The sequence below is a fragment of the Streptomyces luteireticuli genome (assembly GCF_041519305.1).
Taxonomy (GTDB): domain Bacteria; phylum Actinomycetota; class Actinomycetes; order Streptomycetales; family Streptomycetaceae; genus Streptomyces; species Streptomyces luteireticuli.
The window spans coordinates 3,756,449-3,768,963 of the sequence record NZ_CP167927.1 but is presented as its reverse complement, the minus strand read 5'-3'; the positions used below and the strand labels follow the sequence as shown (position 1 = coordinate 3,768,963).

At 72.8% G+C, this 12,515-nt stretch carries 12 protein-coding genes; 7 read left to right on the top strand and 5 right to left on the bottom strand.

The genetic code is table 11. From position 1 onward, the window contains the following. Positions 1-177: 177 nt before the first annotated feature. Together AB8735_RS16555 and AB8735_RS16550 are read left to right on the top strand one after the other, a co-directional pair. Positions 178-1,770: a PQQ-binding-like beta-propeller repeat protein gene (locus AB8735_RS16555; RefSeq protein WP_372408145.1), complete on the top strand. Its 1,593-nt coding sequence runs from the start codon at positions 178-180 to the stop codon at positions 1,768-1,770. Between the two features lie 323 nt (positions 1,771-2,093). Beyond that, positions 2,094-2,822, top strand: a complete 729-nt coding sequence (locus tag AB8735_RS16550) for a LuxR C-terminal-related transcriptional regulator (protein ID WP_344023291.1) — start codon at positions 2,094-2,096, stop codon at positions 2,820-2,822. On the opposite strand, the gene AB8735_RS16545 is transcribed toward AB8735_RS16550, so the two are convergent. Both AB8735_RS16545 and AB8735_RS16540 read right to left on the bottom strand, forming a co-directional pair. Beyond that, positions 2,767-3,021, bottom strand: a complete 255-nt coding sequence (locus AB8735_RS16545; RefSeq protein ID WP_372408144.1) for a hypothetical protein — start codon at positions 3,019-3,021, stop codon at positions 2,767-2,769. The genes AB8735_RS16550 and AB8735_RS16545 overlap by 56 nt on opposite strands. 24 nt (positions 3,022-3,045) lie before the next feature. Then, entirely contained in the window at positions 3,046-4,740 is a 1,695-nt protein-coding gene (locus tag AB8735_RS16540) for a sodium:solute symporter family protein (protein WP_372408142.1), read from the bottom strand. 92 nt (positions 4,741-4,832) lie between these two features. Between AB8735_RS16540 and galT the strand changes: the two genes are divergently transcribed. The 4 genes from galT to AB8735_RS16520 all read left to right on the top strand — a co-directional run bounded on the left by galT (position 4,833) and on the right by AB8735_RS16520 (position 9,125). After that, positions 4,833-5,873 carry a galactose-1-phosphate uridylyltransferase gene (gene galT / locus AB8735_RS16535; RefSeq protein WP_372408140.1) on the top strand — a complete coding sequence of 347 codons (1,041 nt, stop codon included), beginning with the start codon at positions 4,833-4,835 and terminating at the stop codon, positions 5,871-5,873. Continuing rightward, positions 5,870-6,847, top strand: coding sequence for a UDP-glucose 4-epimerase GalE (gene galE, locus AB8735_RS16530; RefSeq protein ID WP_372408137.1), 978 nt, complete (start codon positions 5,870-5,872; stop codon positions 6,845-6,847). Before galT ends, galE begins: the two co-directional genes overlap by 4 nt. Further along, entirely contained in the window at positions 6,844-7,995 is a 1,152-nt protein-coding gene (gene galK, locus AB8735_RS16525; protein WP_372411859.1) for a galactokinase, read from the top strand. The genes galE and galK overlap by 4 nt, the downstream gene beginning before the upstream one ends. A 338-nt stretch (positions 7,996-8,333) precedes the next feature. Then, a complete protein-coding gene (locus AB8735_RS16520) occupies positions 8,334-9,125 on the top strand; it encodes a response regulator transcription factor (RefSeq protein WP_344023301.1) in 792 nt (263 codons plus the stop codon). Here AB8735_RS16520 and AB8735_RS16515 read toward each other — a convergent pair. Next, positions 9,084-9,581: a MarR family transcriptional regulator gene (locus tag AB8735_RS16515; RefSeq protein WP_344962663.1), complete on the bottom strand. Its 498-nt coding sequence runs from the start codon at positions 9,579-9,581 to the stop codon at positions 9,084-9,086. The genes AB8735_RS16520 and AB8735_RS16515 overlap by 42 nt on opposite strands. A 112-nt stretch (positions 9,582-9,693) precedes the next feature. Here AB8735_RS16515 and AB8735_RS16510 point away from each other — a divergent pair, with 112 nt between their 5' ends. Continuing rightward, the gene (locus tag AB8735_RS16510; RefSeq protein WP_372408136.1) at positions 9,694-10,506 is read left to right on the top strand and encodes a trans-aconitate 2-methyltransferase; all 813 of its coding nucleotides are present in this window, start codon (positions 9,694-9,696) and stop codon (positions 10,504-10,506) included. 182 nt (positions 10,507-10,688) lie between these two features. Here AB8735_RS16510 and AB8735_RS16505 read toward each other — a convergent pair whose 3' ends face one another. After that, positions 10,689-11,381: a TetR/AcrR family transcriptional regulator gene (locus AB8735_RS16505; RefSeq protein WP_344023307.1), complete on the bottom strand. Its 693-nt coding sequence runs from the start codon at positions 11,379-11,381 to the stop codon at positions 10,689-10,691. Further along, positions 11,378-12,373 (bottom strand): acyl-CoA desaturase, encoded by a 996-nt coding sequence (locus AB8735_RS16500; protein ID WP_344023309.1) that lies wholly within the window; start codon positions 12,371-12,373, stop codon positions 11,378-11,380. Before AB8735_RS16500 ends, AB8735_RS16505 begins: the two co-directional genes overlap by 4 nt. Positions 12,374-12,515 lie beyond the last annotated feature (142 nt).

Genomic DNA, 12,515 nt, shown 5'->3' with positions numbered 1-12,515 from the left:
CCCCCCCAAGGCTTCGGCGCTCCCCAGGACCAGCCCCCCGGTTTCGGGGCTCCTCCCGCCATGCCGCCCCAGCCCCGGCCACCGGGCAAGCCGCCGCAGGCGCCCCCGGCCCCGCCGGTGCCGCCGGCGCCTCCGGCAGCGCCACCCGCCCCGCCGGCGCCCCCGGCCGCTCCCCCCATGGGCGGCCCGGCGGGCCCCGCGTACGGCTATCCGCAGGCGCCCCCGCCGCCCCCCGGCGGCTACGGCTACCCGGCCGGATATCCGCAGGGCGGTTATCCGCAGGGCGGGTACCCGCAAGGCGCGTACCCGCAGGGCCCGCAGACGCCCCCGCCCCCGGCGAAGAACAAGAAGCGCACGGCCGTCGTCATCGGCGCCGTCACCGCCTTCGCGCTCCTCGTCGGCGGCGGCCTCTGGTACGCCGTCCAGGGCGGTGACGACGGCAAGGACGACAAGGCCAGGACCGCGACCGATACCAAGGGCGGCAACGGCGACAAGGGGGACAAGGGCAAGGGCGCCGACGACCCCGGCAAGGCCAAGGAGGGCAAGTTCCTCTTCGGCGCCGAGCAGCCGCAGATCAAGGACAGCAGCCGGCCGGCCGCCGGCATGTGGGTCACCGACAAGGTCTTCGCCAAGGGCGACCTCGACAAGGTCGTCGGCTACGGCCCGGCCGGCGGCAAGCAGTGGGAGATCCCGCTGGACGGCGACATCTGCTGGGCGCCCAAGCACGTCACCGCCGACGGCAAGACGGCCGTGCTGGTCTCGCAGTTCCCGCCGAGCGACAGCAAGCCGTACGGCGGGCCGTGCAACCAGGTCGTCGCGCTCGACCTGAACAACGGTAAGAAGCTGTGGCAGAAGTCGGTCAGACTCGGCGACAAGGACGTCACGTTCGCCGAGGTCACCGTCGGCGGCGGCACCGTCGCCGCGGGCGGTCTCGGCGGCGGCGCGGCCTGGTCGCTGGACGGCAAGGAGCTGTGGAAGCCCAAGGCCGACGACTCCTGCCGGGACGACGGCTACGGCGGCGGGAACAAGCTCGTCGCGGTGCAGCGCTGCGGCGACTACGAGCACCCGCAGATGAAGGTCCAGACGCTGGACCCGGCGACGGGCCTGCCCAAGTCCACCTTCAAGGTGCCCAGCGGGCTGGACTATGTGCACGTGGCGTCGACCGACCCGCTGGTCATCGGCGTCAACGCGGGTGACCACACGGGCAACGGCGTCTCCGACTTCATGGCGATCGACGACAGCGGCAAGGACGGCAAGCTGCGCAGCAAGATCGCCACGGAGAACGGCAAGTTCGTCCCGCGCTGCCCCTCGACCGGTGTGGAGGGCTGCTCCAAGCTCGTCGTCTCCAAGGACACCCTCTACCTGCCGTCGGACGACCACCAGACCGGCAAGTCCGGTGAGGTCGGCCGGGTCAACGAGATCGTGGCGTTCGACCTGTCCAACGGCCGGTCGAAGGGCAAGGCCGACGGCCGGGTGAGCTCCACGATGGTGCCGATCGGCACGGACAAGGACGGCGCGGCCATCGTGTACCGGACGGCGAACTGGCGCGCGGGCGGTTCGGTCGTCCGGATCGACCCCAACTCCTTCGCCGCGCAGGAGCTGTTGAAGAACCCGCTCGCCACGCAGAAGACCGAGAGCCAGATCTCGCCGCAGTTCGAGCAGGCCATCTGGGCGCAGGACCGGCTCTATCTGGGCCGCAACTACGTCCACAAGCCGAGTCCGTTCGCGGACGGCAAGGAGTACATCGCCATGATCTGGGGCACCGGCTGACCGGGCCTCCGCCCGGCCGGGTGATCGTGGTTGACGACCGGTTGACGCACCGCTGATCATTTGGCGAACGCTCGGCGCCGTATCCCTGTCCATCGCGCGTACATGCCTGAACGATCCGTTTCAGACGCGAAGTACACGTGATTGGCAGGGATTTCGGCATTCCGGGGGACTTCTCACGAGTAGGGGGAGCGGAACGTCGAACAAGCGTGTAGCTTCCGGAGGCAACAGGCGACAAAGAGACGTAGCGACGTGAGAAGCGTGACTTCGAAGCGTGACTGCGTCGACGACACAGAGACGTACGCGGGCGACAGGGGGGCAGCGCTATGGGCGTGCGGCTCATGGTGGTCGACGACCACCGACTGCTGGCCGAGGCCCTCGCCTCGGCGCTGAAGTTGCGCGGGCACAGGGTCCTGGCGGCGGCCGCGCCGAGTGCGGGCGCGGCCGATCTGGTGGTGAGCCGGGCGCCCGAAGTGTGCCTGCTGGGCACGGCGGCCCCGGCCGAGCCGGGCGCGTTCGAGCCCGTCGTCCGGATCAAACGGGAGCGTCCGCAGGTCGCCGTCGTGGTGCTCGGCCCGGTGCCGAGCCCGCTGGGCATCGCGGCCGCCTTCGCCGCCGGCGCCTCCGGCTACGTCCGGCACAACGAGCGCATCGAGGGCGTCGAGCGGGCCATGCTCAAGGCCCGCGCGGGCGAGGCGGCGGTCGAACCCCAGCTGCTCCAGGGCGCGTTCACCGAGCTGCTCAACCCGGCGGCCCAGCCGGACGACGAGGGCGCCCGGCTGCTCCAGCTGCTGACCCCGCGCGAGGTCGAGGTGCTGGTGCGGGTGGCCGAGGGCGAGGACACCCGGCTGATCGCCGCCGGCATGGGGATAGCACCCAGCACGGCACGCACCCATGTCCAGCGCGTCCTGATGAAGCTCGGGGTCGGCTCCCGGCTGGAGGCCGCGGCCCTCGCGGCCCGTACGGGGCTGCTGGACCGGGCCGCGGGCGGCGTTCCGGTCACTTCCCGTCCGGCTCCTCCCCGCGGCGTGGTGGGGCGGCAGGGCGGAGCCTGAGCCAGGCCAGGAAGAGGACGCCGAGGGCGAGCATGCCCAGGCCGGTCCAGAGGTTGATGTTGATGCCCTGGGCCTTGGCCAGGTCCTCGTCCGAGGCGGTGATCCCGGCGACGGTGACGACGACGCCGTAGACGGTGAACAGCCCGCCGATGACGAGGCGGATGTCGAAGGGCCGCGCGGGCCCCTTGCGGTCGTTCATGACGCTCCCCGGTGGGTTCGCCGGTCAGAAGGAGAAGGGCACGTAGCAGAGGGCGGCGAGGGCCACGGCGCCCCAGCCCAGCACGGCCGGCCGGCGGTACCAGGCGCCGTCGTCCGCCGGGCCGTCCGCCGGGCGCATGCCGTGGACCAGCCCGGCCAGCGAGGCCGCCGGCCGGGGCTCGGTGAACAGCGAGACCGAGACCGTCACCAGCGCGCCGACCGCGAACGCCGCGATAGCGGAGACGAAGTTGGCGCCCTGGTCGGAGGGGATGGACACGATGCCCTGCCGGTAGAGGACGAAGTAGTGGACCATCGCCGCCACGGTCCCGGACAGCAGCCCCCAGAAGCCGCCCGCCGCGGTGGTCCGCCGCCAGAACATCCCGATGACGAAGACGCAGAACAGCGGGACGTTGAAGAAGGAGAACAGCGTCTGCAGGTAGTTCATGATGTTGGAGAAGGACGCGGCGAGGAACGCCGTCCCCATGCCCGCGAGCACCCCGAGCACGGTCATCACCCGCCCGGCAGCCAGGTAGTACGCGTCGTCGCGGCCGGGCCGTACGTACGCGGCCCAGATGTCGCCGGTGAACACCGTGTTGAAGGACGAGACGTTGGCCGCCATCCCGGCCATGAAGGCCGCGAGCAGCCCGGTCACGGCCAGCCCCAGCACCCCGTTGGGCAGCAGGTCGCGCATCAGGACCGGGATCGCGTCGTTGTAGCTGAGCCCGCTGCCGGGCGCGCCCAGCGCCGGTTCCACCGCGAGGGCGATCAGGCCCGGCACCACGACCGCCAGCGGAATGAGCAGCTTCGGGAACGCGGCGATCAGCGGGGTGCGCCGGGCCGCCCCGAGGTCCTTCGCGGACAGGGCCCGCTGCACCTCGGCGAAGTTGGTCGTCCAGTAGCCGAAGCTCAGCACGAAGCCGAGGCCCAGGACGATGGTGAGCCAGTTCGCGCCCAGCGGGTTGGCGTGGCCGATGCCCGTGCCGCCCCAGGCGGTGAGGAAGTCCCCGCCGCGCCGCTCGGTCACCCGGTCGCTCAACCCGCCCCAGCCGCCCACCCGTTCGAGGCCGACGACCGTCAATGGGATCAGCGCGGCCAGGATGACGAAGAACTGCAGAACCTCGTTGTAGACGGCCGAGGACAGGCCGCCCAGGGTGATGTAGGCGAGGACGAAGAAACCGGCCACGACGACGGCCACCCACTGCGGCCACCCGAGGAGCGCCTGGAGCACGATCGCCATCGCGTAGAGGTTGACGCCCGCGATGAGCACCGAGGAGACGGCGAAGATGACCGACGACAGCAGGTGCGAGGACGGTCCGAAGCGGCGCAGCAGGAACTCCGGCACGGAGCGCACCTCGGAGCCGTAGTAGAACGGCATCATCACCAGGCCCAGGAAGACCATGGCGGGTATCGCGCCGATCCAGTACCAGTGGACCGTGTAGACCCCGTACTGGGCGCCGTTGGCGGCCATGCCCAGGATCTCGGTGGCGCCGAGGTTGGCGGCGACGAAGGCGAGACCGGTGACCCAGGCGGGCAGGGAACGGCCCGCCAGGAAGAAGTCCAGACTGGTGCGCACCGAGCGGCGGGCGGCCCAGCCGACGCCCAGGACGACGGCGAAGTAGAGGGCCAGGATGGCGTAGTCGAGGCCGTCGACGGGGAGCCGGAGCCCCTCGGCCAGGCCGTGGGTGCCGTGCGGGTCGTGCGGGTCGTGCAAGTCGCCCATGGAGACCCCTCGTTCACGGTTGACCGAGTTGTTGCCCCATGGTTCCGTGTGAAGCGCGGGGTGGGAAGGCACCGGTGAGGAGAGCCGAGGGCGTGAGGAAGACCGCGATCCGGCTCGCGGACGGCCGCGAGCTGCTCTACTACGACACCCGGGACGGCGCCGCCCGCGACGCCGCGGACCCGCGCCCCCTCGCCCCGGCCGGCCGCGGCACCGAGCTGCGCACCGATCCGCTGCTGGGCGACACGGTGGCCATCGCCTCCCACCGCCAGGACCGCACCTACCATCCGCCGACCGGCCTCTGCCCGCTGTGCCCCTCCCGCGACGGCCGGCCCACCGAGATCCCGGCCGCGGACTACGAGGTCGTCGTCCTGGAGAACCGCTTCCCCGCCTTCGCGGGGCCCGGCCGCTGCGAGGTCGTCTGCTTCACCGCCGACCACGACGGCTCCTTCGCCGCCCTGGACGACGAGCGGGCCGCCCTCGTCCTCGCCGCGTGGACGGACCGCACGGCGGAGCTGTCCGCCCTCCCCGGCATCGGGCAGGTCTACTGCTTCGAGAACCGGGGCGCGGAGATCGGCGTGACCCTCGCCCATCCGCACGGGCAGATCTACGCGTACCCGTTCGTCCCCCCGCGCACGGAGCGCGTCCTCGCCTCCGCCGTCGCCCACCGCCGGCGCACCGGCCGCAACCTCTTCGACGACGTCGTGGCCGCCGAGGAGGCCGACGGGCGGCGCATGGTGCTCTCCGGGGAGCACTGGACGGCGTTCGTGCCGTACGCGGCCCGCTGGCCGTACGAGGTCCACCTCCACCCCCGGCGGCGGGTGCCCGACCTGACCGCCCTCGGCGCGGCCGCCCGTGCCGAGCTGCCGGGCCTCCAGCGCGAGCTGCTGCGCCGCTTCGACCGGCTCTTCGGGCCGGGGGCGCCGCCCACCCCGTACGTCAGCGGCTGGCACCAGGCCCCCGTGCGCCACCCGCTGCGCGCGGAGTACGGCCTTCACCTCGAGGTCTTCACCGTCCGCCGCACTCCCGGCAAGCTCAAGTTCCTCGCCGGTTCCGAATCCGGCATGAACGTGTTCATCAACGATGTGCCGCCGGAGGCCGCGGCCGAGCGACTGCGAGAGGCAGCAAGCGAATGAACACGAGCAAGTGCCTGGTCACGGGTGGTGCGGGCTATGTCGGCAGCGTCGTCGCGGCCCATCTGCTGGCGGCCGGGCACACCGTGACCGTGCTCGACGACCTCTCCACCGGCCACCGCGACGCCGTTCCGGAGGGCGCGTGCTTCATCGAGGGGCGCATCCAGGACGTGGCGCGCCATCTGGACGGCTCGTACGACGCGGTGCTGCACTTCGCGGCCTGCTCCCAGGTCGGCGAGTCCGTCGCGCACCCCGAGAAGTACTGGCGCAACAACGTCGGCGGGACGCTCGACCTGCTCGACGCGATGCGCGCGGCGGGCGTGCGCACCCTGGTCTTCTCCTCCACCGCCGCCACCTACGGCGAGCCCGTGACCGTGCCGGTCACCGAGAACGCGCCCGCCGTCCCCACCAACCCGTACGGTGCCAGCAAGCTGGCCGTGGACCATATGATCGCCGCCGAGTGCGCGGCCCACGGGCTGGCCGGCGTCTCACTGCGGTACTTCAACGTGGCCGGGGCGCACGGCCGTTGGGGCGAGCGGCACGAGCCCGAGTCGCACCTGGTCCCGCTCGTCCTGCGGGTCGCCCTCGGCGAGCGGCCGGAGATCGCCGTCCACGGGGACGACTACCCGACCCCGGACGGCACCTGCGTCCGCGACTACCTGCACGTCGCCGACCTGGCCGAGGCGCATCTGCTGGCCCTGGCCGCCGCCCGGCCCGGCGAGCACCTGGTGTGCAACCTCGGCAACGGCAACGGCTTCTCCGTCCACGAGGTCGTCGAGACCGCGCGCAGGGTCACCGGGCACCCGATCCCCCGGCGCACCGGCCCCCGCCGGGCGGGCGATCCCGCCGTGCTGGTGGCCTCCGCCGAGCGGGCCCGGGAGGTCCTCGGCTGGCGGCCGCGCCGCCCGGACCTGGCCGGAATCATCGCGGACGCCTGGGACTTCGCGCGCCGGCCGGGGGAGGGCGAGGTCCGCTGAACCGCGCCGGGCGCGTCGCGGACGCCTTCCGCGCGGTGTTCGGCACCGCGTGCGCGGGCGTCTGGTCCGCGCCCGGACGCGTCAACCTCATCGGTGAGCACACCGACTACAACGGCGGCTCCGTCCTGCCCCTCGCCCTGCCGCGGCGTACCTGGGCGGCCGCCGCGCCCCGCGCCGACGGGCTGCTGCGGCTGCACTCCGCGGACGCCCCGGGCGGGCCCGCCGAACTGGCCGTCGCCCGGCTGGTGCCGGGCTCCGTGCGCGGCTGGGCCGCCTACCCGGCGGGCGTCGCCTGGGCGCTGCGCCGGGCCGGGTACGGGCCGGGCGGGGCGGACGTGCACGTGGAGACGGATGTGCCGCTGGGCGCCGGGCTGTCCTCCTCGGCGGCCCTGGAGCTGGCCGTGGCGCTGGCCCTGACCGGGCTCGCCGGGCAGGAGGCGGACCGCCGCCAACTGGCCCTGCTGGCACGGGACGCCGAGCACGCCTTCCCCGGGGTGCCCTGCGGGATCATGGACCAGACGGCCGCCGCCTGCTGCACCACGGGCCACGTGCTGCACCTCCGTACCCGCGATCTCGCCCTGCGGCAGGTCCCGTTCGACCCCGTGGCGCATGGGCTGCGGCTCCTGGTCGTGGACACCCGGGCCGTCCATGCGCTGCGGGACGGCGCGTACGCGGCGCGGCGCGCCGGTTGCGAGGCGGGCGCGCGGGCGCTCGGACTGCGGCTGCTGGCCGATCTCGCCCCCTCGCAACTCGACGGTGCGCTCGGAGAGTTGGAGCCGTCGCTGCGGCCGCTGGTGCGGCACGTCGTGACGGAGGAGATGCGCGTCGGCCGGGTGGTGTCCCGCCTGGAGGCCGGTGACCCGCGGTCCGTGGGGGAGCTGCTCACGGCCGGACACGCCTCGCTCCGCGACGACTTCGCCGTCTCCTGCGCCGAGCTGGACCTGGCGGTGTCGGCGGCGTGCCGGGCCGGGGCGCTCGGCGCCCGGATGACCGGCGGCGGCTTCGGCGGCTCCGCGGTGGTGCTGACGGAGGAGGCGGCCGCGGCGGGGGTGGCGCGGGAGGTGGAAGCGGCCTTCGCGGCCGGGGGGCGCCGGCCGCCGCGGGTGTTCGCCGTGACCCCGGGGGACGGGGCGCGGCGCGACCTGTGAACCGAGGGCTTCCCAACTGACCTGCGCCGTCATGCCGCTTGGGCCATCCGTGCGTCACATCGCGTCGTTCCGCGTCGTTCGCCGCCTCAATACTGAACAGAAAGCTCACCATAAACATCCGGGTCAAGCAGTTTTGCGAATCGGCTTCCGTTGTCGTACCCCGGCCGTACGCTGAGCAGAGCGTCGGTGGGGGCCGGCGCCGATCAGGGGGCGAGACAGGCAGGTACGACGCCCGGGGCGGGGTAGTTGTCGGAGTGCGGCGGCGGCCGTGCGCCGGGACGACGCCCGTACCGGGCGCCGTACCCGCACTGCGCGCCTCCCCGGATTTGGGGGTGGTTGTGGCACGCATTCGGGTATTGGTCGTCGACGACCACCGCATCTTCGCCGAGTCCCTCGCCGCCGCGCTCGCGGCGGAGCAGGACGTGGACGTCTCGGCGGCCGGCAGCGGGCCGGCTGCGCTGCGCGCGCTGGAGCGCGCGGCGGTGGAAGGACGTCGCTTCGACGTCCTGCTGATCGACGCCGATCTGGGCACGGTGGCCGTGGAGGCCGCCCGGGTCCCGGAGCAGCGGCGGCCTCCCGGCCGGCAGGGCCCGGGGCCGGACGGCGGCGGTGCGGTGGACGGCATTTCGCTGGTGGCCGGGGTGCGCTCGGGCCACCCCGGGGTGCGGACGGTGGTCCTCGCCGAGCGCGACGACCCGCGGCGGGCGGCTGCCGCGCTGCAGGCGGGCGCCGGCGGCTGGGTCGCCAAGGACTGTTCGCTCTCGCGCCTGCTCGCGGTGATACGCGGGGTGCTGAGGGACGAGACGCATCTGCCGCCCGCGCTGCTCACCGGCGTGCTGCGGGAGCTCACGGCCGCGCGCAAGCACCGCACGGAGAGCGAGCGGCTGGTGGAGTCGCTGACCCCGCGCGAGCGCGAGGTGCTCCGCTGCATGGTGGCCGGGCTGGGCCGCAAGGCCGTCGCGGAGCGGCTCTACCTCTCCCCGCACACGGTCCGCACCCATATGCAGAACGTGCTGGGCAAGCTCGGGGTCCACTCCACGCTCGCCGCGGTGGCGCTGGCCCGCCGCGCCGGGGTCGGCCCGGTGGACCTAGCCGGGGACGTTGTCGAACGGGGCGGTCAACTGGCGTAGCAGTCCGGCGAGTTCATGGCGCTGGGCGGTGGAGAGCTCGGCGAGGATCGCGCGCTCCTGGGCGAGCAGCCCGGCGAGCGCCTCGTCCGCCCGGTCCTGCCCCTCCTCGGTGAGCCGCACCAGCACGCCGCGCCGGTCGTTGGGGTCGGGCTCGCGCCGGACGAGGCCCTTCTTGGCGAGCCGGTCGATGCGGTTGGTCATGGTGCCCGAGGTGACCAGGGTCTGGGTGAGTAGCTGCCCGGGGGAGAGCTGGTAGGGCGCCCCGGCCCGGCGCAGCGACGTCAGTACGTCGAACTCCCAGGGCTCCAACTGGTGCTCGGCGAAGGCCAGTCGACGGGCGCGGTCGAGGTGGCGGGCGAGCCGGCTGACCCGGCTGAGCACCTCCAGCGGCTCCACGTCGAGGTCAGGGCGCTCCCGGCGCCACGCTGCGACCAGCCGATCGACCTCGTCCTCCATGGGATCAGTGTAGTGGGTCTGTCGACATGGAGTCTCTTGACGTCAAGATATATGGAGAGGGATGCTGGCGGGAGGGCCGGCAGCACGCCCGCCGCTCCACGGGAGGACCACCATGCCGCACACCACCACCTGGGACCCCGCGCAGTATCTGCGTCACGCGGGTCACCGCACCCGCCCCTTCCTCGACCTGCTGGCCCGCGTCCCCGACCTCCCGGCCGGCGGCCCCGCCCGCATCGTCGACCTCGGCTGCGGCGCCGGCAACGTCACGGCCCTGCTCGCCGACCGCTGGCCGGACGCCCTGATCACCGGGCTGGACAACTCGCCCGAGATGCTGCGGGACGCCCAGGCGCACGCGGGCCGCACCAGCGGCGGCGGCCGGATCACCTTCGCCGGGGCGGACGCCGGGGACTGGGCCCCGATCGGCCCGCTCGACCTGATCGTCTCCAACGCGGCGCTCCAGTGGGTGCCCGGTCACGCGGACTCCTTCGCCGCCTGGACCGCGGCGCTCTCCCCGGGCGGGGTCCTCGCCTTCCAGGTCCCCGGCAACCACGACTCGCCCTCGCACGTGCTGCTCCACGACCTGTGCGCGTCGCCCCGCTGGCGGGACCGCCTGGACGGCGTCCTCCGTGGCCCGCTCCGCGTCCTGGACCCGGCCGGCTATCTGGAGCGCCTGGCATCCCTCGGCCTGGCCGTCGACGCGTGGGAGACGACGTACTGCCATCTGCTGTCGGGCGAGGACCCGGTCCTCGACTGGCTCAAGGGGACGGGTCTGCGCCCCGTTCTGACGGCGCTGGCCGACTCTCCCGCCGAGCGGGAGGAGTTCGTGGCGGCTTACGCGGCTCTGCTGCGCGAGGCGTATCCGGCGGGGCCGCACGGGACGGTCTTCCCGTTCCGCCGCATCTTCGCGGTGGCGGTCAAGGAGTGAGCTTGCCCCTGTCCCGCCCTTTCACCGTTTCTCGCCGCGCTCCGCGCGGAAACCAGCCCGTCCGGCGTTTGAGGACTTCGCCCGAAGGGTGAATGGGGGTCCGGGGGTCTCCCCCGGGGAAACGGTGAAAGGGCGGGCCAGGGGCAAAACCAAAACCCCCCGGGGCCGACGGCGCCCCGGCGCTAAGAACGCCGATGCCCCACCAGCCGAGGCTTCGGCTCCAGCCCGTCCAGCCCATGCCACGCAAGATTCACCAAGTGCGCCGCCACCTCCGCCTTCTTCGGCCGGCGCACATCCAGCCACCACTGGCCCGTCAGCGCCACCATCCCCACCAGCGCCTGCGCATACAGCGGCGCCAGCTTCGGGTCGAAGCCACGGGCCTTGAACTCCAGGCCCAGGATGTCCTCGACCTGCGTCGCGATGTCGCTGATCAGCGAGGCGAACGTGCCCGTCGACTGCGCCACCGGCGAATCGCGGACCAGGATCCGGAAGCCGTCCGTATAGGAGTCGATGTAGTCGAGCAGCGCGAACGCCGCCTGCTCCAGCAGCTCCCGCGGGTGGCCCGCCGTCAGTGCCCCCGTGACCATGTCCAGCAGCTGCCGCATCTCGCGGTCCACGACGACCGCGTAGAGCCCTTCCTTGCCCCCGAAGTGCTCGTAGACCACCGGCTTGGAGACCCCGGCCTTCGCCGCGATCTCCTCGACCGACGTGCCCTCGAAGCCGCGCTCGGCGAAGAGTGTGCGACCGACGTCCAGCAACTGCTCGCGGCGCTCCGCGCCGGTCATCCGCACCCGGCGGGTGCGTCTGGTCCCGGACGCGGGGTTCTGGTCCTTCTTACCGGTGGTCTTGCTGTCGATCGCCACGCCGTCAATCATGCCGCGTGCGCGGCACCCTCCTTCTCCCTGTTCTCCTTGCGCTTGGCCGCGAGGCGGTCAGCCTTGGGCCAGCGCACGTCGTACGCCCATCCGGCCTTTTCGAACCAGCGGATGATACGGGCGCTGGAGTCGATCTGCCCCCGCAGCACCCCGTGCCGGGCCGACGTCGGGTCGGCGTGGTGCAGGTTGTGCCAGGACTCGCCGCAGGACAGGATCGCCAGCCACCACACGTTCCCCGAGCGGTCGCGCGACTTGAAGGGCCGCTTGCCCACCGCGTGGCAGATCGAGTTGATGGACCACGTCACATGGTGCAGCAGGGCCACCCGGACCAGCGAACCCCAGAAGAACGCCGTCACCGCCCCCTGCCAGGACCAGGTCGCCAGGCCGCCCACCAGCGGGGGGAGCAGCAGCGAGACCGTGGTCCACAGCACGAACTGGCGGGAGACCGCCCGGATCGCCGGATCCTTGATCAGGTCCGGGGCGTATTTGTGCTGCGGAGTCTGCTCCTCGTCGAACATCCAGCCGACGTGGGCCCACCACAGGCCCTTCATCAGCGCCGGGATCGTTTCGCCGAACCGCCACGGCGAATGCGGATCGCCCTCGGCGTCCGAGAACTTGTGGTGCCTGCGGTGGTCCGCCACCCAGCGCACCACGGGCCCCTCGACCGCCAGCGACCCCATCACCGCCAGGGCGATCCGCAGCGGTCGCTTGGCCTTGAACGAGCCGTGGGTGAAGTAACGGTGATAGCCGATCGTGATGCCGTGGCAGCCAATGAAGTACATCGCCGTCATCAGCCCCAGATCCAGCCAGCTCACCCCCCAGCCCCAGGCGAGCGGTACCGCGGCGACGAGCGCGACGAAGGGGACGGTGATGAACAGCAGCAGGGTGATCTGTTCGATCGAGCGCTTGCTGTCACCACCCAGCGTGGCGGAAGGGAGCGGGCCCTGTTGGACCTTCGGCACGTCTTCGAGCACGTCGGGGCTTGCAGTCATGGGGTTCCCTCGTGGGGGTCGGGGGCTGGCTACGGTTCCGTAACCTACGGCAACGTAAGTATGGCAGGGCCCCGGGAGGGGGCAAGAGGGCTCTCGGCCACCGCGCGTCGGGCGGCGACCTATGCTTGGGGCGTCGGACAGC